The sequence below is a fragment of the Pseudomonas sp. genome (assembly GCF_050739655.1).
In the GTDB taxonomy this organism is placed as follows: Bacteria; Pseudomonadota; Gammaproteobacteria; order Pseudomonadales; family Pseudomonadaceae; genus Aquipseudomonas.
The window spans coordinates 1-25,651 of sequence record NZ_JBOIBY010000300.1 but is presented as its reverse complement, the minus strand read 5'-3'; the positions used below and the strand labels follow the sequence as shown (position 1 = coordinate 25,651).

At 54.8% G+C, this 25,651-nt stretch carries 24 protein-coding genes and 1 pseudogene; 1 reads left to right on the top strand and 24 read right to left on the bottom strand.

The window, feature by feature from the left end; translation table 11 throughout:
• Nucleotides 1-52: 52 nt before the first annotated feature.
• The 7 genes and pseudogenes from ACRESJ_RS14645 to ACRESJ_RS14615 form a co-directional block, all read right to left on the bottom strand.
• Complete coding sequence (locus ACRESJ_RS14645) at nucleotides 53-388, bottom strand: DUF2934 domain-containing protein (protein ID WP_431758530.1); 336 nt, start codon at nucleotides 386-388, stop codon at nucleotides 53-55.
• 21 nt (nucleotides 389-409) lie between these two features.
• The gene (locus ACRESJ_RS14640) at nucleotides 410-3,205 is read right to left on the bottom strand and encodes a malto-oligosyltrehalose synthase (protein ID WP_431758529.1); all 2,796 of its coding nucleotides are present in this window, start codon (nucleotides 3,203-3,205) and stop codon (nucleotides 410-412) included.
• A complete protein-coding gene (malQ, locus tag ACRESJ_RS14635; protein ID WP_431758528.1) occupies nucleotides 3,202-5,280 on the bottom strand; it encodes a 4-alpha-glucanotransferase in 2,079 nt (692 codons plus the stop codon). Before malQ ends, ACRESJ_RS14640 begins: the two co-directional genes overlap by 4 nt.
• The gene (gene treZ, locus ACRESJ_RS14630) at nucleotides 5,277-7,073 is read right to left on the bottom strand and encodes a malto-oligosyltrehalose trehalohydrolase (RefSeq protein WP_431758527.1); all 1,797 of its coding nucleotides are present in this window, start codon (nucleotides 7,071-7,073) and stop codon (nucleotides 5,277-5,279) included. The genes malQ and treZ overlap by 4 nt, the downstream gene beginning before the upstream one ends.
• A 12-nt stretch (nucleotides 7,074-7,085) precedes the next feature.
• On the bottom strand, nucleotides 7,086-8,675 hold the full coding sequence (gene glgA, locus ACRESJ_RS14625) for a glycogen synthase GlgA (protein WP_431758526.1): 1,590 nt from the start codon (nucleotides 8,673-8,675) through the stop codon (nucleotides 7,086-7,088).
• An 857-nt stretch (nucleotides 8,676-9,532) separates the two neighbouring features.
• A complete protein-coding gene (locus ACRESJ_RS14620) occupies nucleotides 9,533-10,486 on the bottom strand; it encodes a D-2-hydroxyacid dehydrogenase family protein (protein WP_431758525.1) in 954 nt (317 codons plus the stop codon).
• A 14-nt stretch (nucleotides 10,487-10,500) separates the two neighbouring features.
• Nucleotides 10,501-10,782 (bottom strand): annotated as a pseudogene (locus ACRESJ_RS14615) (alpha/beta fold hydrolase); the annotation flags it as partial.
• Between the two features lie 74 nt (nucleotides 10,783-10,856).
• On the opposite strand from ACRESJ_RS14615, the gene ACRESJ_RS14610 reads away from it, so the two are divergent.
• Nucleotides 10,857-12,392 carry a recombinase family protein gene (locus ACRESJ_RS14610; protein WP_431758524.1) on the top strand — a complete coding sequence of 512 codons (1,536 nt, stop codon included), beginning with the start codon at nucleotides 10,857-10,859 and terminating at the stop codon, nucleotides 12,390-12,392.
• A gap of 124 nt (nucleotides 12,393-12,516) precedes the next feature.
• On the opposite strand, the gene ACRESJ_RS14605 is transcribed toward ACRESJ_RS14610, so the two are convergent.
• The 17 genes from ACRESJ_RS14605 to ACRESJ_RS14525 form a co-directional block, all read right to left on the bottom strand.
• A complete protein-coding gene (locus tag ACRESJ_RS14605) occupies nucleotides 12,517-13,146 on the bottom strand; it encodes a hypothetical protein (protein WP_431758523.1) in 630 nt (209 codons plus the stop codon).
• A gap of 83 nt (nucleotides 13,147-13,229) precedes the next feature.
• Nucleotides 13,230-13,721, bottom strand: a complete 492-nt coding sequence (locus tag ACRESJ_RS14600; RefSeq protein WP_431758522.1) for an OB-fold protein — start codon at nucleotides 13,719-13,721, stop codon at nucleotides 13,230-13,232.
• Between the two features lie 286 nt (nucleotides 13,722-14,007).
• The gene (locus ACRESJ_RS14595; RefSeq protein WP_431758521.1) at nucleotides 14,008-14,715 is read right to left on the bottom strand and encodes a recombinase family protein; all 708 of its coding nucleotides are present in this window, start codon (nucleotides 14,713-14,715) and stop codon (nucleotides 14,008-14,010) included.
• Between the two features lie 960 nt (nucleotides 14,716-15,675).
• Entirely contained in the window at nucleotides 15,676-16,368 is a 693-nt protein-coding gene (locus ACRESJ_RS14590) for a hypothetical protein (protein ID WP_431758520.1), read from the bottom strand.
• Between the two features lie 14 nt (nucleotides 16,369-16,382).
• Entirely contained in the window at nucleotides 16,383-17,051 is a 669-nt protein-coding gene (locus ACRESJ_RS14585) for an NUMOD4 domain-containing protein (protein WP_431758519.1), read from the bottom strand.
• Nucleotides 17,052-17,181: 130 nt separating this feature from the next.
• On the bottom strand, nucleotides 17,182-17,475 hold the full coding sequence (locus ACRESJ_RS14580; RefSeq protein ID WP_431758518.1) for a hypothetical protein: 294 nt from the start codon (nucleotides 17,473-17,475) through the stop codon (nucleotides 17,182-17,184).
• A 285-nt stretch (nucleotides 17,476-17,760) separates the two neighbouring features.
• Nucleotides 17,761-17,997: a hypothetical protein gene (locus ACRESJ_RS14575; RefSeq protein ID WP_431758517.1), complete on the bottom strand. Its 237-nt coding sequence runs from the start codon at nucleotides 17,995-17,997 to the stop codon at nucleotides 17,761-17,763.
• 13 nt (nucleotides 17,998-18,010) lie between these two features.
• Nucleotides 18,011-18,277, bottom strand: coding sequence for a hypothetical protein (locus ACRESJ_RS14570; RefSeq protein ID WP_431758516.1), 267 nt, complete (start codon nucleotides 18,275-18,277; stop codon nucleotides 18,011-18,013).
• Nucleotides 18,278-18,309: 32 nt separating this feature from the next.
• Nucleotides 18,310-18,627: a hypothetical protein gene (locus tag ACRESJ_RS14565; protein WP_431758515.1), complete on the bottom strand. Its 318-nt coding sequence runs from the start codon at nucleotides 18,625-18,627 to the stop codon at nucleotides 18,310-18,312.
• A gap of 56 nt (nucleotides 18,628-18,683) precedes the next feature.
• The gene (locus tag ACRESJ_RS14560) at nucleotides 18,684-21,059 is read right to left on the bottom strand and encodes a hypothetical protein (RefSeq protein ID WP_431758514.1); all 2,376 of its coding nucleotides are present in this window, start codon (nucleotides 21,057-21,059) and stop codon (nucleotides 18,684-18,686) included.
• 6 nt (nucleotides 21,060-21,065) lie between these two features.
• Entirely contained in the window at nucleotides 21,066-21,410 is a 345-nt protein-coding gene (locus tag ACRESJ_RS14555) for a hypothetical protein (protein ID WP_431758513.1), read from the bottom strand.
• Between the two features lie 101 nt (nucleotides 21,411-21,511).
• A complete protein-coding gene (locus ACRESJ_RS14550) occupies nucleotides 21,512-21,721 on the bottom strand; it encodes a hypothetical protein (protein WP_431758512.1) in 210 nt (69 codons plus the stop codon).
• 101 nt (nucleotides 21,722-21,822) lie between these two features.
• On the bottom strand, nucleotides 21,823-22,323 hold the full coding sequence (locus ACRESJ_RS14545) for a hypothetical protein (protein ID WP_431758511.1): 501 nt from the start codon (nucleotides 22,321-22,323) through the stop codon (nucleotides 21,823-21,825).
• Between the two features lie 131 nt (nucleotides 22,324-22,454).
• Nucleotides 22,455-22,685 carry a hypothetical protein gene (locus ACRESJ_RS14540; protein WP_431758510.1) on the bottom strand — a complete coding sequence of 77 codons (231 nt, stop codon included), beginning with the start codon at nucleotides 22,683-22,685 and terminating at the stop codon, nucleotides 22,455-22,457.
• 836 nt (nucleotides 22,686-23,521) lie between these two features.
• On the bottom strand, nucleotides 23,522-24,454 hold the full coding sequence (locus tag ACRESJ_RS14535; protein WP_431758509.1) for an alpha/beta fold hydrolase: 933 nt from the start codon (nucleotides 24,452-24,454) through the stop codon (nucleotides 23,522-23,524).
• 83 nt (nucleotides 24,455-24,537) lie between these two features.
• Nucleotides 24,538-24,972: a YqaA family protein gene (locus ACRESJ_RS14530; protein ID WP_431758531.1), complete on the bottom strand. Its 435-nt coding sequence runs from the start codon at nucleotides 24,970-24,972 to the stop codon at nucleotides 24,538-24,540.
• On the bottom strand, nucleotides 24,972-25,418 hold the full coding sequence (locus ACRESJ_RS14525) for a DUF411 domain-containing protein (RefSeq protein WP_431758508.1): 447 nt from the start codon (nucleotides 25,416-25,418) through the stop codon (nucleotides 24,972-24,974). The genes ACRESJ_RS14530 and ACRESJ_RS14525 overlap by 1 nt, the downstream gene beginning before the upstream one ends.
• Nucleotides 25,419-25,651 lie beyond the last annotated feature (233 nt).

Genomic DNA, 25,651 nt, shown 5'->3' with positions numbered 1-25,651 from the left:
TCGGAACGCCGCCCGGAGCAAGCCCGCTCCCACAGGTAGGTTTTTGGCCTGATCAGACCGCGGGCGGTTTTCGCGCAGCCCGGGGCTTTTTCTCGACGGCCTTTTCTCCCGGCGGGATCACTTTCGCAGCTGGCGCCGGTTTGGCCTTGGTCTTCGGTGCGGCGGTCTTGCCGTTGAGCGTCTTGTCGGGACTTGGTTTTGCGTCGCCGGTTTTTTTCGGTGCTGCCTTGCTGGCGGCGGTCTTCGGTGACTTTTTCGGAGCCAGGGCTTCGGCTTCCGCCAGTTTGCACGCCATGTCCCAGTGGCGGGCTTCCTGGCCTTCGGGTTTTCCTTCGGACTCCCAGATCTGATAGGCGAATTCGCGGATGCGTTTATCGTCGGTACTCATCGCAATGCTCCTGAACTGAACTCAAGTGTGGGTAGTTTGGATAATGAGATTGACCGGGAAGTCCCCCAGCGCATCGCTGATCATCAGTTCCCTGTTTTTTGTGACTGCGAGGCTGGAAAAAAGTCCCTTCAAATTTTCGTCAGTGGTCATGAATGGCAAATTGATCCGCGTATCGCCCCACTGCGGCGCGCTCACCCGTGGGACAGCACTGTTTTCCAGCAAGGGCGCGCAACGGATCGGCACGATCACGATGGCCCGTTTGCCCTCAAGCTCTCGAACGAACGCCAGCACCCGATGCGCCTGGCTGCCGACAATTTCCAGAGGCTGGTAAGTGCCCCGTCGAAACAGTTCGGCGTGCTCGGCACGCAGGTTCAAGGTGCGCGCAATCAAGGCTTGCTTGATGCGCCCGTCGCGCCAGTCTGCCAACAGCTCGGACGGTTGGGCCGGTTGCTGCAAAGACTGTTGGCGGCTGACGTAGTCCACCGGCCGGCGGTTATCCGGATCGACCAGGGAAAAGTCCCAGAATTCGTTGCCCTGATAGAGATCCGGTACCCCCGGCACGGTCATGCGCAGCAAGGTTTGCGCCAAACCGTTGAGCGCACCGGCAGCGGCAATGGCTTGCACAGCCTTGCCGAGCGCCGAGCGCAACAGCTCACCTTCGGGCGACAACAGCAGGCGCTGGATGAACCCTTGGGTGGCCTGTTCGTAGGTATCGTTTGGCGCGCTCCAGCTGCTCTGGATTTTCGCCTCGCGCAGGGCTTTTTGTTGCCAGTGCCACAGGCGCTCGGCATAGGCTTGCAGGGCGGGTTGATCATCGGCACGCAGCTCCAGCGGCCAACTGCCGAGGATCGCTTGATAGAGAATCAGCTCATCGCCGGCCGAAGGCAGTTGATCGTCGCTGCGCAGGGGGCGGGCGAGGGCGCGCCACAATCCGATCTGATCGGCATACCATGCACTGCGCTCACTCAACACGGCCAGGCGGGCGCGGCTGTCCTCGCCACGCTTGTGGTCATGGGTGGCGGTGGCCAGCAAGTTGTCCGGGAAGGACTCCAGGCGATCGATGCATTCCCGGTGAAAGTCGGCGACCGGCGCACTGAACTGTTCGGTACTGAAGCCCACGTCATTGCGCGACAACAAGACGGCCGAACGGTAGAAAGCCGTGTCTTCCACGGCTTTCGCCGCCGTCGGCGAGGTCAGTTGCTGAAAGCGAACGCAGGCATGTTTAAGCCTTTTGCGCTGGCGTCCCAGCGGGTGCTTGCGCCATGGCTCGCCACCCAGCCAGCCGGCCAGGCAATCGAGGACAGGCCAGTCCGCTTCACCCAGGGTTTGTCGCGCACCGTCCATGGCTTGCTGAAAAAATGCATCGTCCTCGGCCGAGCGCCCTAACGGGCTGATGTAAGTGCGGTACACCGGGAAGTGCACGATCAATGCCTGTAGCGCTCGGCGAATCGCACCAAGGGTCAGGTCGCGGGTCATCAAGTTATCCCTGGCCACATGCAGCAAAGCCTGGGCGACGCTTTCAAAATCGCCGGCGAGTGAACCGTTGAGAATCTGCTGACGGGCCAGTTGTGCTTCCTGATTGAAATCGGCCGGGCGTTCACTGTACCGCTGCCAGGACTCGCCCAAGGCATGCTCGCCCTGTGGATCGTGTTGCAGCAGCGACAGCTGGTTCATGAACTCGTAGCCAGTGGTGCCATCCACCGACCAGTCAAGACGAAGGGTTTCGCCTTCGCCGAGGATCTTCTCGACATAGATCGGCAGATGCCGGCCCGGTGAAAGTCTGTCGACCAGCCGCCGCAATTTGCGGCAGTAGCCCCGAGGATCGGCGAGGCCGTCGATGTGGTCGATGCGCAGGCCGTCAACCAAACCATCGCCGACCAGCTGGAAAATCTTCGCGTGGGTCGCTTCGAACACGGCCGGGCGTTCGACGCGCAACCCCCCCAGTTCGTTGATGTCGAAAAAGCGCCGCCAGTTGATGTCATCCGCCGCCGTGCGCCAACTGGCGAGGCGATAGCTCTGGCGCTCCAACAGATTATGCAGGCGCTGAAAACCGTCAGCGGTGAGCGAGTCAAAGGTACGCAGTTGTTGTTCGATCGCTGCAAGGGTGGCTGGGTCGCTGGCCAGGGTCTTTAGCTCTTCCTTGAGCGGGATCGCCAGGCCGTGGGCATCGCTCTGGTAGCTCAGCGTACTGAACCGATCCGCGAGGGATTTGAGTGATTCGGCCTGCTCGGCAGGCAGCGTTGTCTCAATCCTGAGCAGATCGCCATAATCCGAAGGGCAGATCGGGAAATGATGTTCGTAGTGCTCGACATGGAACGCGCCCTGTTGCGTATCGAAGCGCAAGGGCAGGGTGCCGTCCTGCAAGGCGACACCGTAATCGCTGCCCAGGAACGGCAGCAGCAACTGGCCTTCCATCAAGGGATCGGAGGAGTGCCATTGAATATCGAAAAACTCGCCGTAGGGGCTCAGCCGACCCCATTCCAGCAAGTCCAGCCACCAGGGGTTGTCGCCACCCCCCACGGCCATGTGGTTGGAAACGATGTCGAGGATCAGCCCCATGCCTTGCCCGCGCAAGGCGCTGACCAGACGTCGCAGTGCCGGCTCACCGCCCAGTTCCGGATTGATCGTGGTCGGGTCGACCACGTCATAGCCATGCATGGAGCCGGCGCGGGCGCTCAGCAGGGGTGAAGCATAGACGTGACTGATGCCAAGGCGGGCGAAATACGGCACCAGTGGCATCGCATCGTCCAGGGTGAAACCTTTATGAAATTGCAGACGCAGGGTGGCCCTCACAGACTGAGTGGTTGCATCAGTCATTGGTCACGCTCGGCCGCCTGGAGTCGCGCACAGGCGAGCAGCTCCAGACGGCGGGCCGCGTCGGCGTGATCGAGCAACGCTTCGCTGTATCCGGGCAGCCGTCGCGACCAGTTCGGGTGGGTATCGACGGTGCCGGGCAGGTTGGCCTGTTGCTCAATGCCCAGCGCATCTTCCAGCGGTAGTAAGACCAGTGGGGCGCGGGTATGGCCGAGAAAGCGCACGCTGGCGTCGAGCACCTGATCGGTTTCATGGGACTCTTCGCGAAAGTTCTGCGGGTCTTGGGTCAATGCCCGGCGCAACCCTTCGCGCTCCCGTTCGCGATGTTGGCGCCATTCGATTTCGCCGCTGGCATCGACCATGCCCAGGCGGGCGTTCCAGTCGATATCGCGGCCATGCCACCAGCCATTGAGGGTGGGCAAGTCGTGGGTGCTGGTGGTCGCCAGGGCGTTGTCCGGCCAGTCCAGGATGGGTTTGAAGTGGGTGTTGTCCTGTTCGAACAGCAGCACCCGCATGCCCAGCATCGAACGGGCGCTGAGTTTTTCCCGCAGGCCCTCGGCAACGGTGCCGAGGTCTTCGCCCAGGACGATAGCCTGATGGCGATGGGATTCGAGGGACAGAAGCCGTAGCAGGTCGTCCACCGGGTAATAGAGGTAGGCGCCGTCGGCCGGCGGTGCGCCATTGGGTATCACCCACAGTCGTTGCAGCCCCATGACGTGGTCGATGCGCAAGCCACCGGCATGGGCGAAATTGGCCCGCAGCATTTCGATGAACGCACGGAAGCCATTGCGCACCAGGCCTTCTGGCGAAAAGGCCGAGATCCCCCAACCCTGGCCGGCGCGGTTGAGGATGTCGGGCGGTGCGCCGACGGTGAGCGAGGCGAGCAATTCGTCCTGGCGGCTCCAGGCCTGGCTGCCACCGCCGTCGGCGCCCACCGCCAGGTCGGCGATCAGGCCAATGCTCATGCCGCTGCTGCGCGCGGCGGCTTGCGCACGCTCAAGGCACCGGCTGATCAACCACTGGCAGAACGCGAAGAAGCCGATACGTCCGGCATTCTCTTCGGCAAATTCAGCCAGGGCGGCACTGCGCGGGTTGCGCCACTGTTCAGGCCATTGGCGCCAGTCAAGGTTTTCACCCCTTGCGATGCAAGTCTCCTGGATGGCTTCGAAGCGGCAATGGTTTTCCAGCGCCTCGCCACCGGCGTGGCGAAAGCTGCTGAAGTCTTCGTGCAAGGGGTGTTCGCCCTGGACGAAACCTTCGTACAGCGCCTGCAACAACCGATATTTGGCACTGGCAGCGGCCGGCCAGTCGACCAATGGCCGCTCCTCCAGATGCTTGAGTTCGTCGCCAAGCCCGGTGGCATCGATGGCCGTGCGCATCGCCCGCTCGCCGAGGATGGCGCCCGGCGCGCAGTAAAGGCTGTTGAGAAACAAACGACTGGACGGGGAATAGGGGCTGTAGCGCTGAGTATCGCTGGCGAACATTGCGTGCAGTGGACTGATCGCCAGTGCATCGGCACCGCGCTCGCCAGCTACCCGCGCCAGGTCTTCCAAAGCCTGGGTATCGCCAAACCCGCCGTCGCCGGCACGTCGCAAGGCATATAGCTGAACGCTCAAGCCCCAGGTTCGCGGGATGGGACTGTCCACGGCATCGCCCACGCTGTAGCAGCGCTCGGGGGCCACAGCCAGGGTAAAGGATTGTCCATCGATATCGACGTGCTGGTAACCCACCGGAATCAGCCCCGGCAGAACGGCGTCGGCATCGAGTTTCAGGCTCAGGCGCGAACCATCTTCAAGATGAATCTCACAGGGCGTTCCGGGCTCGAAGTAGCGCCTCAGGTTGAGCCCCGCGCCGACATCCACGGTCATCAATGGCGGCAGGTGCAGGGTATCTTGCGACAGTTGCAACTCCTGCAGGCTGGCGTCGATTTCCTGGGCGCTGCCGGCCGGGTGGCCGAGGCCGGTGAGGACGTTGCGCAACACCGAGGGAGCGACTTTTTGCGGGCGGCCATTAGCGTCGATCCAGTCGACGGCCAGGCCCGCCCGGTTGGCCAGGATTTCCAGTTGCGCGTCACTCATTGGCGCTCTCCATCAAGGGGTAGCAAAGGGGTTGCGGCCGTGAGGCTGACCAGTGCGCAGTACGGGGGCAAGGTGCCTTGTTCCAGCCGTCTTGCCGATTGTGAGGGGTATTGGAACAGCAGCGAAGCACCGGTGGGCGGAGCATGGGGAACCGGTGTGTTGCTCAGGTTCAAATCAATGCGCAATTGACTGCCATCGCCCATCCGCCAGCCTGCGCTCACGGCACCGTCTGCCAACACGCTGGCGTCCAGCGACTGGGTCCCAGGTAACCGCGGGATGATCTGCCGGTGACGGATTTGCAACAGTTGACGGTACAAATCCTCGACCGACGATGGTTCGTTGGCCGACAGCGTTGGCCGGGATGCTTCGAAGGTCTGTGGCGCATTCGGGTCGGGAATCTGTTCGCGTTTAAGCGGATCAGTAAATGCGCTGAACGCTGCAAACTCATTACGTCGACCTTCACGAACCAAGCGTGCCAACTCACCGTGATGGCTGGTGAAGAACAGGAACGGTTGCTCGGCCGCGAACTCGTCGCCCATGAACATCAGCGGGATCATCGGCGACAGCAGCAAGAGCACGGTGGCCGCTTTCAACGCCTCGGGATGGGCCAGTTGATGCAGGCGTTCACCGAAGGCGCGGTTGCCGATCTGGTCGTGGTTCTGCAAAAACAACACGAAGGCGCTGGGTGGCAAGTGCCCGCTGGGTTCGCCACGCGCCTGGCCGTGGCGATTGATATGGCCCTGGAAGACGAAACCCTGGCTCAAGCAGCGGGCCAGTTGTTCGGTGGGTTTTTGCGCATAATCGGCGTAGTAGGCGTCGGTTTCGCCCGTCAGCAGCACGTGCAGGGCGTTGTGGCCGTCGTCGTTCCACTGCGCATCGAAACCTTGCTCCAGCAAGCTGGCCTGATTGTGTTCGTTTTCCACCATGAGCCAGACATGACGCGCCGAATCGGTCTGCTGGCGCACCCGTTGCGCCAACTCCTGAAGGAAGTCCGGGTCTTCGATGGCATGTACCGCGTCCAGGCGCAAACCGTCGAAACGGTACTCCAGCAACCACATCAAGGCGTTGTCGATGAAGAAATCCCGCACCTCGCGCCGGCGAAAATCAATGGCCGCGCCCCACGGCGTGTGCTTGTCTTCGCGAAAGAAACCCTTGGCGTAGCGATACAGGTAATTGCCGTCCGGACCGAAGTGGTTGTAGACCACGTCGAGAATCACCGCCAGGCCGTGGCCATGGGCGGTGTCTATCAAGTGTTTGAGTTGTTCGGGTGAGCCGTATGAAGCTTGCGGCGCATAGGGCAGCACGCCGTCGTAACCCCAATTGCGGTCTCCGGGGAACTGGGCGATCGGCATCAACTCAATCGCAGTCACGCCTAATTCAACCAGGCGCGCCAGATGCTGCTCGACGGCTTCAAACCCACCCAGGGCACCCACGTGCAGCTCGTAGATCATTGCTTCGTTCCAGGGCCGCCCCAGCCAGGCGCTGTGTTGCCATGCATAGCCAAGCGGATCGACCACCACGCTGGGTTGGTCGATATCGCCAGCCTGGGCGCGGGAGGCCGGGTCGGGCACCTCCATTTCGCCATCGATGTTGTAGCGATAGCGCGTACCCGCCGGGCAGCGGGTATTGATCACGAACCAGCCGTCAGCCTGAGGCAGCAACGGCAAGGACTGTCCATTTTCCAACTCGACACTGACGTAAAACGCATCTGGCGCCCAATACGCAAATCGCGTGTGTTCTGCGTCCAGCATGATTGCGCCGTGGGGCCAGGTCTCAAGGGTCCGTAACGGCATCTTGAAAGCCTCTTACTGTTTGTGCGATTTCCCCAGGGCCTTGGCCACCAGTTGTTCATAGAGATCGGCATAGGGTTCGACGGCTTTGCACCAGTTGAAGGGTGCGGCCATTGCCCGGCAGCGCATGGCATTCAGCAAATCAGGGAAGGCGAAGACCTTGAACGCGCGGCTCAGTGCTTCCTGATAGCTCTCCACAGTGGATTCATCGAACAGGAAACCGGTCATGCCGTTTTCAATGGTGTCCGCCAGGCCGCCGGTATTGCGCGCCACCGGCAACGAGCCGAAACGCTGGGCGTACATCTGGCTCAACCCGCAAGGTTCATAACGCGATGGCATCAACAGGAAGTCGCTGCCGGCGAACATGCGGCGGGCATCGGTTTCGTTGAAGCCAATGCGCACGCCGATCTGCCCCGGAAAACGCAGGGCCAGTTCACGCATCGACTGTTCTTCTTCCGGTTCGCCCCGGCCGATGATCGCAATCTGGCCACCGGATTTGACGATGTATTCAGACACCGCTTCGGTCAGGTCCAGGCCTTTCTGGTACACGAGGCGCGAAACCACGGCGAACAGTGGACCTTTGGAGTCTTCCAGGCCAAACAATTCGCGGACATGGGCCGCGTTGGCGGCCTTGCCATCCCAGTCGCCGATGCTGAACGGGTGAAGCAGGTGCGAATCGGTGGCGGCATCCCAGCTTTCATCGATGCCGTTGGGGATGCCACTGAGCAAGCCTTGCTGGGTCTTGGAGGCGAGAAAACCGTCCAGGCCACAGCCGAAGTCGGGCGTGGTGATTTCCTGGGCATAGGTAGCGCTGACGGTGGTGATGTGGCTCGAGTAGGCCATGCCGGCCTTGAGGAACGACATCTTGCCGTAGAACTCCATGCCTTCCTGTTGCAGCGCGTGATGGGGGATGCCCAGTTCCGGGCACGAGCCCAGGCTGGTCACGCCTTGGTAAGCCAGGTTATGGATGGTGAACAGCGTCGGGGTACGTTGGCCACGCCAGTGCATGTAGGCGGGTGCGAGGCCGGCAGGCCAGTCGTGGGCGTGCACCAGGTCCGGGCACCAGTGAATCTGTGCGAGGTTGGCCGCGATATCGGCGGCGGCAAGGCCGAGGCGGGCGAAACGAATATGGTTGTCCGGCCAGTCACGGCCATTGTTGGCACCGTAGGGGGAACCTTCGCGCTCGTAGAGTTCAGGGCAGATCAACACGTAAATGACCAGGCCATCGGGCATGTCCATGCGCCCGATCTTGCACGGTGGCAGCGCGGCATGCCCGCCGAGCTCACCGATGATATGAATCGGGTTTTCACTGTGCAGCACCTGCGGGTAACCGGGGATCAGCACTCGCACATCGTGCAAGTGCGCCATGGCCCGAGGCAGTGCGGCGGAAACGTCGCCCAGGCCGCCGGTTTTCACCAGATCGGCAATTTCCGAGGTGACGAACAGCACTTTTTTCTTGTTGGGGTTCTGGCTGGCTACCGGGGCCAGCGTCTTGGAGCCGGGAATACTGATCGATTGGGCAGTGAGTGCACTTACCACTGTGCTGGTTTCGCCGACGTGCTGATGAGCACGTTCACCCTGAACATCTAAAGCCGCACTGATCATATGAATCTCCCGTCTTGTTGGTCTAATTCCTAGCTCTGGCATACGGTATTTCATGGCCAACTCCCGTGGCGCGCGCGAACGCACCGCACATGGGGTAGCAAGCGCTGCCCAAATGTGCAGAAGCAGAATGGGTGGAGTAGCCATTGCAAAGAATGAACCAGTCGCAACTCACCTACCTTTGAGTCGACCGATCACGCGGGGCAAAAGTTTCGACTTTTTTTCCACTTTGTGACCGACCGGTTTCGCATCGCGAACAGGAGCATAGGCCAGAACTTAGAGCGGTAAAGGTCAGATGGCAAAATTGTTCGACAATCGGTTCTTAGAGGTACGGACGTGCAGGATAGAGGGGCTGACGCCCCGACGAAGGGTATGTTTATCGGGTACGAAAGTGCGAATTCGATGCACAAATGTCATATGACTGTGCGTGGAGCAACAGTTGCTTTGCACCATTGCGGTGCGTGCTTTGGTAGGAGCTGCCGAAGGCTGCGATCTTTTGATCCTGCTTTAAACAAACCAAAGGATCGCAGCCTCGTTGCACTCGTCAGCTCCTACAGGGTGTAGTGCCAGGTGCATTATTTATGAACGACGCAGAACCTGTAGGAGCGAGGCTTGCCCTAATGCCGGTCAGTTAAGCGATGAAGATCACCTGTAGGAGCGAGCTTGCTCGCGAAAAATCTGTAGACGCCGCGACCATTCAGGATGCTCGCGTCATCGTTAGCGTTTTTCGCGAGCAAGCTCGCTCCTACAATTCCTTAACTGACCGGCATTAAGGCTTGCCCGCGAAAAGGTCCGTCACAGGTACACCGCTTTCGCGAGCAAGCTTGGCTCCTACAGGGTTTTGTGCCGAACACGCGGTATCAGTTCAGTAACCTGATCGGCTCCCCGGCAGACCATGCTCGAATATCTTCGATCATCTGCGAAAAAAACAGATGGTAATTCTGCTGGCTGACATACCCGACATGGGGCGTGGCCAGCACATTTTCCAGGGTCCGGAACGGGTGCTGCGGGGGCAATGGTTCGACCTCGTAGACATCCAGCGCTGCCCCCGCTAGGCGACGCTTTTGCAAAGCCTTGATCAAAGCCGTTTCGTCGACGATAGGCCCACGTGCGGTGTTGACCAGCAGTGCGGTGGGTTTCATCCAGCCCAGTGCCTGCGCGTCCACCAAGCCTCGGGAGCGGTCGCTCAGGACCAGATGGACCGACAACACATCAGCCTGCTCGAACAATTCCTGCTTGCTGACATGGGTCACGCCAACCTGCGCGGCCCGTTCAGGCGTGAGGTTTTCGCTCCAGGCAATCACGCGCATGCCAAACACCTGGCCGAACTGCGCGACGCGCTGACCAATGCTGCCCAGGCCGAGTATCGCCAGGGTCTTGCCATGCAGATCACCACCCAGGCCTTGCTGCCAATGGCCGGCACGCAAGGCGTTGGCTTCGGCGACCAGGTTGCGTGTAGCGGCCATGATCAGCGCCCAGGTCAGTTCCGGCGCGGCGTGCTTGTAGCTGTCGGTGCCGCACACCTGGATGCCCAGAGCGGCCGCGGCCCTGAAGTCCAGGGCCGCGTTGCGCATACCGCCAGTCACCAGCAGTTTGAGCTTGGGCAAACGCTGCAGCAGGTCTTCATCGAAACGCGTGCGCTCGCGCATCACGCAAATCACTTCAAACCCTTGCAGACGCTGAGCCAGGGTTTCGTTATCGGCCGGGTAGTCATGGATGAAACTCACCTGCCCGATGTCCTCCAGCGTCGACCAGTCGACCACGTTGCGCGCCACATCCTGCCAGTCATCCAGCACTGCGATCTGTACAGCCATCAGCCTTACCTCAATTAACGCACGGGATTGGTGTTGTTCAGCCAGTCGAGCAAGGCCTTGTGAAACTGCGCCGGTTCTTCCATCTGCGGGGCGTGGCCCATGCCGGGGAATTCGACCAGGGTCGAGTGGGGGATCAGTTTGGCCACCTGTTTGCCGAGTACATCGTAATGACCGATTTTCGCCTTGACCTCGGGCGAGGCGATATCGCTGCCGATGGCCGTGGTATCGGATGTACCGATCAGCAACAGGGTCGGCATCTTCAGGTTCTGGAACTCGTAGTACACCGGCTGGGTGAAGGAAGCGGCAATGTGTAGAAGAGTGATAGACTCCAATCCATGGGCCGCAAGTCCAACAAACACTGAGGTTTACGATGTCCAAGGCCATTTCCTATATACGCTTCTCAACTGGCAAGCAGGCGAAGGGTAGCAGCCATGAGCGACAACAGGCCATGCTTGCGAGCTGGCTCACAGCTAACCCAGATTTCACCCTGTCGAGCGAGAGCTTTAAGGACTTGGGAATCTCTGGTTTCAGCGGGAAGCACCTCAAGAGCGGCTTTGGCTTGCTCCTTGAGGCTGTCGAGAATGGAAGCATTCAACCGGGTGACGTGATTCTAATTGAAGCGATGGATCGTGTAGGCCGTCTTGAGCCTATGGAAATGTTGCCGCTCCTGTCTCGCATCGTGAGCAGGGGTGTAGACATCGTGACCCTAGACGATGGCATCAGGTACAACCGAGAATCAGCTAACAGCAACCACCTTTTTCTCTTGGTGGCGAAGGTGCAACAGGCTTACCAGTATTCCGACACTCTGAGCCGTCGCATGAAGGCCAGCTACACGTCACGAAAGAAGCTAGCAGCGGATGGAATCACACCAAAGCGACACACACCTGTTTGGCTCACGTCTGAAGGCGAGTTGATTCCAGAGATTGCACCACTGGTGAAGCAGGCGTTTGAAGACTACGCATCTGGCCTTGGCGAACGGCGAATCTTTGAACGCATCTTTGAAGGGAACACGAACCCACTCCTTGCACGTATGGCACCGTCTACCGTGAAGCGTTGGATGACCAACCGCACGGCGATAGGCGAGTGGAATGGGATTCCCGGCGTCTACCCGGCTGTCATCGAACCTGAGCTGTTCTATCGCGTACAGAAGAGAATGGAAGAGAAATTTGCACCTAGGGGCGCTCCCACAAAGCACCGTTTCACTGGCCTTGTTGTCTGTGCTGAATGCGGGAAGAACTTCAACACCAAGCATTATCAAGCTACCGGCCTCACTTCCATGGAGTGCTCCAGCAGGGCACGCCGGGGTGCTACAGGTTGCACAAACAATCGTTCAATCCCTGAGCCGATCATTGAACTTGCCTTTCAGTTTACGAATGGTGGTCACATCATGAAGGCGCTTGAGGGTCAGCAGCTCACGGCTTCACAGAAACGTGGCATGGAGCTTGATGGCGAGATTGGTGAAGTGGACAAGAAAATCAAACGGATCATCGGTTTCATGGAAAACCTTGATGAAGGTGATGGCGAAGACTTGGCAAGTAAATATGCGAGCCTTCAGGCAGAACGCAGGGTGCTACGGGCAGAAAAAGAAGGTTTGGTAACTGACAATCCAGCAAGCATCATGGACAAGGTGACGAACATCAAAGACTTCACCAAAGACCCAATGAAGGCGAACGCACTTCTACAGTCTGTCGGCTATCAACTTGTGTGCCATGTAGACGGGCGTGTGACGTTTGAGCAAGAGACGTTCATCTATGAAGGTTGGGGCAGGGCGGATGACGTACACAAAATCCTGTTGCCAGATGGAAGGAGAATCAAGCTTCCAATCCAGCGGAAAGGGAAGACTTCAAAACTGAAGGCTGTAGATGCTTCGCAGATTGGTCCACTTGACCTTACCAAGAGGACGTGACGCACACATTCTGTGTGAAGCTGCACACTGAAAATGGCTGTAGCCCTTATAGAACAAGGCTTAGGGGCGGATCGGTGGGAGTAAAACCTCTCCTAGAACGTCGCCGTGCATTGATGGGCTGTGGTCACTCTACTTTGCTTTCAGGCAACGCTTTCTTCTGCTCAGCCAACTCAGCGTTTCTCTTGCGGCGAGCTTGTACATACTCTTTTCCCTTCAGTGTGAGGGTTGGTATGCGTGCAGATGTCACATTTTCACTCGGAAATTTAACATAGCCTTGGTCTGCCAACTGTTCCAAAACGATTTCAACCTCTAATGAATCAAGGCCGGAGCCAGCACTCAAAAAATGTGTGCTTATGAGTAACCCGCCCTGTAGCAAGTTTGCCAAGCTCATCAAAACAGTAACCTGCGAACGGCTTAATGCGGGAGCTTCAGGGTTGCGAAGTTTGTAAATTGTTTGCTCTGCTTCATTCAAGTCCCCGTAGGCACGGCTGGTGGTGCGGTAGTAGTAAATCGCAACAGACAACGTGCCGATGATAACCACGTTAAGCATGAGCAGCGACCAAATAGGCATTGACGTATCAAGCAATAGCCAGTTCCACGCACGTAGCAGGCAGTCCATCATGGTGTTCAGAAGGGTGGTGTCAAAGAAATAGTCCAGAGACTTTGGGATGGCCCATGAAGAAAAGAAGACGCCCAACATCCAGAGGGCAATACTCTTGAAAGTGAACGGGGATTGCTTGCCTTCCGCTGCCATATTGCTCATCTCCAATGTAAGAAACGGTGTGACCTTCAACGCACTGCATCACTCGTAAGAAGGTCGCCTGCTTTTCCAATCCGTTACCACACGAACGTGCAATCACCTGACATTGGTGTCTTCGCCACATCGCCTTTGCCAGTGCAAGCCAGTGTGACCACAGAACCCGGCTCCAAGGTGGCTGCAAAGTTTTCCTCTTCCTTCACAATGGTGAAGTGTGGGTCACTGAACCGATTCACACCGCCCTTCATGGTTACATAAGGCCGATCACGGTAGTCAGTGTTGATGCTCACGACCGTTCCAGAAACTTTGAATTGCTGCCCCTTAAATGTCTGGTCTGCTGCGACAGTGTTCCGGTTGTACGCCGCTGCAATGTCGTGAGCGGAGTAGGAGCTTAGGTTGGCAATCCGCTCGGCTTCCTTCTGGCGCTTCTCCCTGCCAGCGTTAACAACGTCCTGAGGACTAAGAGTTCGTTGGCTTGACATCACGGAGCCGGGAGAGTTGATCAAGCCAGTGATGACGATGAAGGCGATCCCGGCAGCAAGAATTATTCCGACAAACCTTTTGGTCGACACAGCAAACTCCGTTTAGTGGTGAGCGAGCCATATGGTGGCAGGGTGGTGGCAGGGCTGTCTATTAGTGGATTTGCTGGTGAGATTTCCTGCCTCGGGAGCAGGGGAGCACTTCTGTGTGAATCTCCTTTTTCGCCGCCAAAAATAAGTGGCTCTCTTCGGTCGTCTCTAGCACAGGGCTGGGAAAAGTAAGCTAGGCAAGCTAGGTGCTTAACCGAAAGCGCCGGGCTCAATCAGAAAGCTGAGCAATTTCATAATAAGTTGGGTGCCGCTGGAGGCTCTCACAGCATCAGAACGAGACGTTGAAAGCCAGCATGAGGCGACGTACTGCCGTTGGTGTGAACTCGCTACCACGAGCAGTACGATGGCCCTTAGCGTTGAGGCAATCGGCTACTGACTGAAGGGTTTTGATCTTGTCGTGAAGGCAGGACTTGAGGTGTGGTTCTATGGCTGCTTGGTAGCTGGCGATCTTATCCATACGGATTGCATTGGCTGCTGTGATATCAGCGACTGCACGACCTTTGGCGAGTGCGTCAGACCTGTTCTTTACCTTCTGCACTGCTACAGCATCACCAGCATCAGCACGACTCTGAAGGGCTGCCAGAGCTTCACGGGTACGACCTGAAATGAACTCTCGTTCTTGTTGTGCCAGTGCTGCGAACAAGTGAAGTTCAAATGTCTTGGCTTGAGGCATGGTGGCGACCTTGAACTCTGTCTGCTCCATCAACCTTGCAATGTGATGCACGGAACGCGACAGACGATCCAGCTTTGCAACAACCAACTGTGCGTTCTGCTGTTTGCACATAGCCAAAGCCTTGGCGCCTTCAGGGCGATCCTCGATTGCCAGCTTGCCCGATACCACGTCGATGAATTCACCAATGATTTCCCAGCCATTCTGTTGAGCGGCGCGGGTGATGTAGTCGCGTTGAGCTTCAAGACCCAGGCCACTATCCCCTTGGCCCTTGGTGGAAACTCGTATGTACGCAACTACTTTCATTTGGTGATCCTCCGTTGTGTGGAAGCAGTTTACGGAGAAAACCAGTGAATTGTCAATTGGTAGAACGAACGTGCGTGCAAATGATAAATGCAGATTTGGTGGATTTGGGCGAATCGATTGAGTGGGGGTTTGACGTGCTACAAGGTCGTCAGGTGGGCATGCCGTTAAATGCGATTTTGCACAAAAACGATTATTGGTGTGAGCGAAGCGATCCGGCTTAGCAAATGAGCAATCAAGTCCAATGAGTACGGGGACTCACCTTTCAGATGCCGCGTACTTCCAGTGTGGAAACTGTCACGGAGAATGGGTTTGTCTTGGATGGGATCAGGTTGTAATCAGGTTATCAGCGACTGAGCAGGTCATATAATTGTGTCGTCACCGACACGGCTGAGCACCCATCTGACTGAGGGTCAGGCTTTAGCACACAACAGCGTGAGCTGTGGGAAGGATCACAATTGAAGTTTATTACGGGTACTAATGAACGTCAGTGAATCCCGTACTTAAGAAGGTTGCTTTCAGGCTGTCGCCTGTCCGTGCTAAACCATGAACGTAGTTCAAAGGGTATAACATTATCAAGCAAGCTTGATGGTAGGTACTAGGTTAGAAATGATTCACTTCGTTCATCAGTAATTTTTATTACTTTTCTAAAAAAGATCATCTTTCAAGAGTAATACCATCAGGCTACCGCCTTGACTGTGCTAAACCATCGGCTACGCCGACTGTGCTCAGCTGAGACGTACCGTCTCTATATAGTCCCGGAATATCTTTTTGACTGTGTGGACCTTCCAAGGCTGTCGCCTTTTATAGTCCCGGAATATCTTTCAGGTGGTCAGCTTCCAGTCAGCAGCGATGATATCCAGTCGCTGCGCTTCTGGTCGTTCGCTGTGCTCTCTATATCATGCGACACTATATCAACACTTGTATATATCAACACTTGTATAACGCTCTAGCTCAATGGTTTCAGGCTGATACAGCGATGATTTGATCCTGCTCGTAGTACGCCGTGATGAAATCCACTTCGGCCTGCAAGGCATCGTACAGGCCAGGATTTCGATCAAGGTGTATCTGCATCCCGTTCAGGGCAAACCTTGCACATTGCCCAATCAGTGCCACTTGAGTTTTCCCGAGTGGTTCGCCCTTGAAATTCCTGAATGCAGCTCGTACAGACTCCGTACTGATCACATCCATCTTGACCGCTGCGAAGACGTGGGCAGGGTTCACATTGAGCTTGCCATTGCTGGCCTTGGCAACGGTGTAACAAGCTCCCATGACGTAATCTTCAACCCAGTTTTGTTGGGGGCTGCCATTGCTCGACTCTTCTTGTACGTCTGCCAACATGACGTGCTTGGCGATGTTGTTGATCGTCACTTTCTTGGGTCTGGTGACGCGCTTCGCTGGCAGGGCCACCACATTACTTTCTGGCAGCTCCTGTGCTTCGATATGAGCGTCGTTGATGGCAATCTTGAGTCGTAGAGCGTCTTGCATATGCTCTAGGCTCAATGGCGCTTGTACGGGCTTCTGTGCTGTCGCAAGTTGCCCGTAGTTGTCTTCTGGTACGGTGAAGGGAGTGATCTTGTAAGTGCGAACAACTTCAAGGAGTTCTCCGGTTGTAAGATCGGTTTCGATCTTCATGGTTTGGTAAGTTGCGTTCATGTGTTGGGCTCCTGTTAGGCTGCAAGTGGGAAAGGGAGAGATTCGATGAGGAAAGTCGGGTGTGTGAACTGAGGGAGTCCGCACTTTGCTTCTGTACTCAGTAGTGCGTAGTCGAGGGTGTGACCTTCTTTCAGGAGGCGGCTAGCACGACTGTAAGCGGGGAGAGTTTTTCTGCTGCTGGTGATACGGACGCCATAGCGTTGAGCGAAGATCAGGGCCAAGGGCAGCAGTTGTTCTTCGTATTCGTATCTGACTTGATGGCGTTTGTTGTTGGCGTTAGCTGTTGCCGAGATAGCACGGAGGTTGCAAGGTCTATTGTCTTCACCGTTATGGTTGACGTGATCTACAAACCAGCCGTCTCCCTCTGTTAGTGGGCGAGCCCAAGAGAAAGCCTTGGCAATCATGCGATGAACGAATTGGTTTCCACGCTTGCCATCGTCACCCGTTAGAGTTACGCGGTAATACTGTTGCTTCGGGTTGAAGTTCTGCTTGACGATCTTGCAGGTGTACATATCTCTGATGCGTCCACCTGTAGAAGCTTCGTATCGGGTGAAGTCGGGAATAGTTCTCCATCTTTCATCGCCGGTAATGCACTTGATATGCTCAAGGGTAAAGTAGACGTCAGATGTGTGGAAAGAGTTGGTGTTGGTTGTTGGGTTGTTGAATCTGGATTTGAATTTCATTTTAGTTATTCCTTCTATGGGAAGTAGAAGGCAATACGGAGACGTACCACTAGCTTTGTGTGATGTGGGGAAGAGTCAGGAGGTATTGCCAAGGGAAAAAGGGCAGATGAACTACCCTTGCATTATTGCTTCACTGCACGTAACCGTCGTTAGATACGAAAGTCAACACGGCGCCGGGAGCGATGGTATATAAAAATGCTTGAGCTTCTGTAATAATAAAGCCCGTCCATCCTCCATCTACTGAGGTGTGGTGAGTGCCGATTAGATGATTCTCCAGACGTACATAAATATCACCTTGAGTACCCTGACGAGTCGCACAGTTTGTGAAGTCGATTGTGAAGCGTAGCGCGTTGAATGGTGGGACGTGGTTGTATGGATGCATACCGGGCGAGGGTGAATATCCACGGTAGAAGTTTCTAGACATTTTTTAGTTCCTTGTGTTGGCTGGGAGTTAGTGTGCGAACATTTCACCGAGTGGGGAAAGTTTTGGTGCTACAGGTTTTGGCTCTCTGTGTGCTCTTCGTTGTTGAATTGGCTCGCGTTGTGTGGCTTCAACTTGTATATCTTCAGCATGCCCTGGGAGAGCCCGTATAAACGCTGTGGCGAGGTCTGCACGCACTTGCAGTGGGATAGCATTGGCGTGCTTGCCAAGAGCGCCCAGAAGTCCTTGTAGGAGTCCGTACATATCGTATGTGTTGTATTCTCTCACTTAGATAATTCCTAGAAAGTTATTCACTTGAGCTTTGAACTGGGATTCACTCATTCCCATGAAGAGCCATGTGTGGGCGTTCGCTAGAAGCCCTGTAGCGTTGCTGTAGACGTTTACACCTGCATACTTGGCGGTGTAATCAGCTACAGCCTGAAACGTCTCAGGCGCTGTTGTAAGCTGGCTGTAAGGTAGTGCGTTGGCAATCTCTGGGACTGCGTAGATGGTCATGAAGCTCATGGTGCTTCTCCTGTTAGTTGTATTGGTCAAGGTAAGCGTGCTTATCACGTTCCCGGTCTTTGAGTTGCTTGATACTGCGTTGATGCTTTCGGTTAGCACTGAAGCTGATATAGCTATCGTCATATGGTCCTGTATCCTCTTTCACGAATACTGGGGTTTCATAATCAATAGTTTCTACTGGAGTGGTTTCTACTGGGGTAGTTTCTACGAGCTTCGGGGTTTCGATGGGTGCATCTTTCTTTTTTAGCTTGAGTGTTGGCTTGGCCTTACGTTCTGTCATCTGTCGTCTTGGTTTCCTTTTGTTGTTGTGGGTTATTGGTTTGGTAGTGGTTGGTTGCTCAGTATCTCACCGAGTTCTTTATCTTGCTCCTTGCACTCATCAATGGGTTGAGTGGTCATGCAAGTGATGTAGATCAGATACCGATTGGTCTTCTGTTGTTCTGCTGTTATATCCGTGTACTCTCTACGTAGTTCCATTGCCTTGCCGTCCGTGTGGCTTTGTTGCTCAGATATGCGACGGTCAATGTAGAGTTTGGTTGAGTTGGATTCGTAGTTCGAAATACCAAAGCTCAGTGCGATAAAGAAAATGAAAGATACGAGCCAAACCGTTCCGACCTTGATATAGGTCAATGGTTGTCTCCTTTGGGTTGAGTGGGCAGGGCGGGAGGTATTCACCTCCTTAGCCCTTATTGGCGGGTTTGTGATTGCATGGAGCGAGCATTTCCGATGATGTTGCCCACAGCCTTATCTACAATTTGAGGGATGTTGGCGTCTCGCTTATCAAGTTCCAGAGTGACTTTGGCCATGACCAATGCACTATCTTCCTCATTAGCTTTGCCATGAAGTTCGATGTTAATTTTCGCTCCCTCAATATTGACGACAGGAGCAATATTAGTGGTGGTGGTTGCTGGTGCCAGTACGCCGACGGGTTGTTGACTGGTGTGGTCAGCAGCCTTACCAGCCTCTTGCACTCGACTGAAGGCATCTGCTTGCTTTTGCCAGTTGGGCATGTTGAGTTCAAGTTGTGGCAAAAATCCTGGGACTGTGGCCTGACGATACGGCGTCTCTTTCTGGTCATTGATATTTGGAGTCAGCTTCGACCATTCTCCTGCCTGCTTCTGCCATTCCTCCATGTTGAGTCCAAGTTGTGGCATGAACCCCGGCATTACAGCTTGATTATATGGCGTCTCTTTCTGGTTCCAAATATCAGGGGGCTGATTGGCTAAGTCTCCCGCTTGCTTTTTGTAACTATCCCGTTTGTCTTCTACGCCAAGCACCCAGTTCCAAAACTCGCCAATAGGGCCACCCTGATGTTGGGAGTTGCCATCAACATTGGAATAGTCGTGCGTGCCAACCATGCTTAGAGAGACTGGCGTATCTGCCGTTGTCATGCTTTCCTGCGTCTTCTGTTGATCGCTCTTCTCGCTACCATCAGCGTTCTTTCCAGCCATCATGCGAAGAGCGCCAGTCATTACGCCTGTAAGAGCAATATCGAATTGTGCAAGGGAGGTCTTGAGCGGCTGCATTGCTTCGTTCAATTCGCGTTCAGCTTGGATGCGATCTTTGATTACTTGGGATAGTTCAGCATCAGAGTTGATGTTGTTCGTATTCAGATAAACTTGATTGTCCGCCCGTTGTTGGGCAGACGCTACGCTGTTGCGGTTACGCTCTAGAGACTCGCCATTGTCTTTGACGAGCTTTCGCATTGCGTTGTCATACCAAGCGTATTTGACGCCTTTACCGCCCTTCAGGTCTTTGTTGTACGCACCAAGTCCTTTCTGATAATCCGTGATGCCTTTCTCGGCCATGTACTCACGTACAACGTAAGGTGTGAGCATGGGCGCTCTATCGTTGATAATATTGGCATCAGAAGCAGCGCCAGTACCATCAGACGCCATCTGGCCCAACTGCTTGTTAAGCTCCTTGTTGTCTTCTTTCGAAGTTCCAGCAACCGAGAATGCTTGTTGACGTACGTTCCAAGTGTCGGTGATCTGGTCTAGGGTCTTGCCAGCGGCTGCCATGTTGATCGCCAGCGTTCGAAAGTCTTTGGCAGTGTCAGTGTCGATTGCACCACCGTTTTCATTCTGACTCTTGATGAAAGAATCACGGTAAGCCTTCACGATCTCAGGGTTTGTGCTGATCGACATAAATGTGTTGTTAAAGCCTTGAGCTTCTTGCACACCTTCCTGACGTTCGTGAATACGATTGTTGAGAGCACCGATAGCGGCAGTAAGGCCGCCAACTACAGCACCGATACCACCAAGGGCCATCAGGCCACCCATTGCACCAAAGCCGCTGGAGCTTTGTGAGTTTCTGGCGTTCTGGTTTGCTTGCCACTGTTGTTGGCGAGCTTGAGCCCATTGAAACTTTTGATCTTTCTGAGCTTGGTTTGTGGCCTTGGCTGCTGCCGTTTGTTGCAGTGTTGCCAACTGTACATTGTGCTTTGCTGCTCGCTGTTGGGCTGTCGTCTGTGCTTGGTTCATCACTTGCTGAATACGTTGAACCTTGGTCATCGTCATCAAGTGTGCGTTGCTAGCCTTTTGGGTAGTTGCACGAGTCTTGGCGGCAATGGCTTCTAACCTGGCCTGCTTGGTCAGGGAGGCCGTTAGAGCGTTCTGTGAGGCGAGTTGTTGCTTGGTGACACCTTTGGCTCGCATCTGTACTGCGTGAGCCTTAGCGGCCACTACAGCGCCTTCCTGTTGAGATTTAACAAGGTTGGATACTAGGTTCGATTGTTCTTTAGTTCCTGCAAACTTCAATTTCTGCTGACTGAGTTCAGCTGTGAGAGTTGTACGTTTCTGATTCGCCAAAGCGCTCTCTGCTCGATGCTCTCGACTCAAGGCGTTGTTGAGTTTGGCCTTGGCCTTATCAATTGCTGTCGTATCAACTTGGAGCTTCAAAGATTTGTTCATGGAGGCAGCAAGTTTGTTGTACTCAGCTCCCATCTTTGCCATGTGTTGTGTGCTACGAGCCATCAAGGCTTGGAAGCGTTGTAGCGGGGCACTGTTAACATCAAATACGAGCTTGCCTGTTAGCCGTGCGATTTCTTCATTTACATTCATTTTGAATTATCTCTTTGCCAGCGATCTAGCTGCTGCTTGGTCTGCTGTAGGACTTACTACGCTCCCGCCAAATGTACGAATACCAAACTGTGGTTGGTATTGGTTCGTGAAGGTTGCAAGGGTCGAGGTGAGTTTCGTTTTGTTGCCGCCGATGTACATTTGATATGCCGCTTCGACGTAACAAAGCTTCACTGCTTCTTTGTAGAAGTCGTCGATGATGCGACGTACTGCCATATTTGAGCTAATGGCAACGCACAAACCTTCTGTAGTGGCGAACCAGAAGATGTGATACTTGGGACGCACGCTCAAGCGTTGCTTTAGAAAGCGTGGAAGGAAGCGAGTGAACTTCAATACGTTAACTCCTGGCCCTACCATATAAACGCTGTATTGAGTCCCCGTCTCGTACATTGCTGCCAAGTGGCGTAGGGCTTGTCTTCGGAGTGTAGTTGCCATTAATGACCTCCTTGTGTGTAAGCTTCAGTTTTGGATTTGAGAGATGCATAGAACTCAATAGCTAGGTTCAATGTGTATTCGTCAAGCTCTTGCATGAGTTCAAATGCTCCAAGCTCTCCGACTAGTTTTTCTTTAGGGTTGTCAGAGCACAGGGCAAAGATGTAAGCCAGCATGGTTGCTTGTTGTTGCTTTAGGTGAATCTCTTGCATGGGGGTATCTCCTGAATAAGTTAGGTGGTGTTGTGTGCGATATGGGAAGTATTTTGGAAGTTGTTGGGGGCGATGCCCCCGGATGATGCTGCTAACGCATGTTAACGATATTGGTAGCCGTTATCGTCAGAGCGTTTGAATCTTGGATTCTGTTGTTGAGAAAGATCAGCACGAATATCGGCCAGGAGCTGAGCTTTGCGTTCTGCTTCTCTGCGTTCAAACTCTGCCATTACTTCAGCTTCGTCTCTCTCTTGTCTTGCCACTGCTGCATTGTGATTTTCAATCTCACGTTGATATGCGGCTTCAGCACGAGCAGTGATGGCGGGAATATCTTTTTGGAACAAGGATTCTGGCTTCTTCGCTGTGAAGTCATGTAGTCCGCCAGTAAGCACAGGAATCTCGTGAACCAGTTCCCAGCCTTCGGCTTTCAAATCAGCATACTTCTCAAAGGCTTCATGAGAAGTGCGGTTATAGAATACGGTGGACCCGGTAGGGTCAAGAGAGCCCTCGTATGCTGGCTTTCCAACGCGGGCCAATTCGATTGCTTGAGCAACGTAGGCGGCTCGTTCTACTTTATTTGCTTTGCGGATATTAAGTTTCATCTGTTGTATCTCCTATTAGTTTGTGTGGGTTGTGGTTGGTTTGAAGACTTCGATCAGGGCGGTTAGTCCGAACCCAATCATTCCTGAAGCGATGCACAGGACAAGTGTTGCACAGGCTGGAATCATCAACATTAGTAGCTGCCTCCAAGGATAGTATTTGCAACGTCATCACCAAAGCGACTACGTGCCCAGTCTGCTAAACGCTGACGGTAAACCATTCGTTTGATAGCACCGGCTTTTGTATCGTCTTCAAGCTGAATACGTTCTCTATATTCAGCTGCCTGTTGTTCGCTGGTCTTGCCTACGATGATCGTAGGGGTTTGGGTATTGATATTGATTGTGAGGTTTTCGATATGAATCATGGGAAGGTAAATTCCTTAATAGTATTGTGTGGTGGTTGTTGGATTGTCGGCTTGTCGCTTTCTCAGTCGTGCAGCCGCTTTGCGGCAAGCTTCAGAGCAGTATTGGCTACGGCATGTATAAGCACCGTATCGCATCAGGCAGTAATTGCACGTTTCAAACTTCAGTGGCATTTTCTGTTACCTCCTTTCCCTTGCGTTGTCTGTAAGCCTTGCCCCTGCATGAACTGGAGCAGTATTCAGAAGTGTTAAGATGTGTAATGTATTTGGTGCCACAATGGGCACAGATTCGCATGACCTTCATTAGTGGCCTCCGTGATTGTATGGATTGGGTAGTTGTAGCTGATGTTGTTTGTTGCGAACGCAGTCATAGTTGAGACGAAAAAATGGGCAGATTTTAGGTCTGCCCGATTCTTTCTGTCATTTCCCAATGACAATTCACAACACACAAATAGTTTGCCTATTACCATAACCAGAGTTTGAAAAAGCAGATAAGCAAACTGATTGTGGTCTGTAGGCAGGCAGTAGGAGAATTAGTATTGGTATCGCCATTCACCAACGAGAATATGAAACTCCCTCAAATCGAAGAAAGAGAGTTGGCGAGGAACCCCAATTGGAAGGGGAAACTTTAGAAGGTCAGGAGCGAAGTCCAAACCTAAAAACTTGGAAGAGAAACTTTTATCTCTATCTATAGGTTATTGTCCCATGGGAATCGCATTCTGTCAAGCATAATACATGCCAAGTAGTAAATTAATTTCAATTAATCGACGATTGGAAGGCTGGCAGGGCTTGGCTATGCAGCGGTTTGGGCACGATAGGTAGGCAGGGCAGGGTTACGACTAGCACGCGGATTCAACCATGAAACGGATGTTATTTGACAATGCCAGATGGTCCCACACAGACAAGCGAGGGCCAGTGCAAGTGGGCTTTTCAGTCTCCATCACCACCAAGACGTCTTGAATTGACTGCCTGTTACGGGGCTTGTAGGATAATCCCAGCATTGCGGCATGTTGGGTGAAGATCATGTCGTAGATCAAGGCCGAGTTCCACGCGACCTGGATATGCCCCGGGCCTTTGTTCAGGCCGGCGAGCATGTCTACCCAGCGATCAAATTCAGGCTTCCAGCGGCCCCCGTAATAGGTGTTGCGTTCATAGGTGCGAATCCCTTCGGCAGAGAGCTTCAGTTCCCGCTCATACCACTGGTCGACCGTGCGATACGGAACGCCGAGGGCTTTCCAGTCTTCCAGGCCGATGGGATTGACCAGGGCCAGTTGTTCGACCTGATCGGGATATTGCAGCGCATAGCGGGTAGCGAGCATGCCCCCGGTGGAATGCCCCAGGAGGCTGGCTTTCTGGATGCCGAGGGCCTTGAGCAACTGCTGTGTGTTGCTGGCCAATTGCTGGAAGGTGTACTGATAGTGGTCAGGCTTGCTGGAGGTGCAGAACCCGATCTGGTCTGGCGCGATGACGCGGTAGCCGGCATCGCTCAAGGCCTTGATCGAGGTTTCCCAGGTTGCACCGCAGAAGTTCTTGCCGTGCATCAATACCACGCTGCGCCCGTTGGCCTTGCCGTGCGCGGCCACGTCCATGTAGCCCATTTGCAGGGATTGGCCCTGGGACTCGAAGGCAAAATGCTTGACGGTGTAGGGATATTCGAAGCCTTGCAGCTGCGGGCCGTACATCGCGCCGTACGCCGGGCCTTCAGCCGCAAGGGCGGGTAATGCAGCGGTCAACAGCAGGCCGGGCAGCCAGTGTGAGCGGGTCTGGGGCATGGGTGAACTCCAAAGGACATCCGCCGATGCTGGATCGGCATGATTAGGGCGACATTAAACAGGCAATCGCCACACCGGTTGGTTCAACCCATCCAGCCCAGGGTGATCAGCGCCAATACGCCATAACGAGCACCTTTGGCCAAGGTCACGATCAACAGGAAACGTCCCAGTGGCTCGCGCATTACGCCAGCCACAAGGGTAAGGGGATCGCCGATCACCGGCAGCCAGCTGAGCAGCAGTGACCAATGACCATAGCGCTGATAATGAGTTCTGGCTTTTTCCAGGTGGGCCGGGCTGACCGGGAACCAGCGTCGGTCGCGAAAGCGCTCCAGGGCACGCCCCAACCACCAGTTCACCAGCGAGCCAAGGACATTGCCCAGTGTCGCCACCGCCAGTAGCGCCCACAGCCAATATTTATCGCTGAGCAGCAATCCCACCAGCAGCGCTTCGGACTGCAATGGCAGTAACGTGGCGGCACCGAAGGCGGCCAGGAAGAGGCCAGTGTAGGCGCTGAAAATCAATGGGCCGGGTAATCCGCCACCACCACGTCGGTGCCATTCTTTTTCAAGCCGATCACCTGATAGGCATCGCTCATGCCGTCCATTTCCATGCCCGGCGAGCCCATGGGCATGCCAGGGGCGGCAACACCCAACAGGTCATCGCGTTTGCTCAGGGCCAGTACTTGATCGGCTGGCACATGGCCTTCTACGAATTTGCCGTTGATCAAGCCGGTGTGGCACGAGGCCAGGCGCGGTGGTACGCCGTGTTGTTGCTTGAACTCGCTCATGTTGCTTTCGACGTGGTCTTCTACCTTGAAACCATTGGCCTCAAGATGGCTGATCCATTTCTTGCAGCAACCGCAATTGGCATCACGATGGACCTCGATCGGGATCAGATCGGCGGCTTGGGCCAGGGAGGAAATCAACAGGGCGCCCAAGGCAGCCAGACGTAAATGAGTTCGCATGAGGGAAGGGTCTCGGGTTGCGGGCGAAAATCATATTTTGAGGGTTTTTTGCGGGTAGGCGCTGCGAGTGTGTTTCGAAGTGCTACCGAGTTGCTTGGCCTTATTATCGTAGATCAAAGTTGTCAGGCGGATGAGGGGAAGATGACAAGTTTGTCAGGTTGGCGGCCGCACCCGTTGCACACGGCTCACGTCATGCGTCGTCAGCGGAACGCCGAGCGTCCCTGGAGGAACTC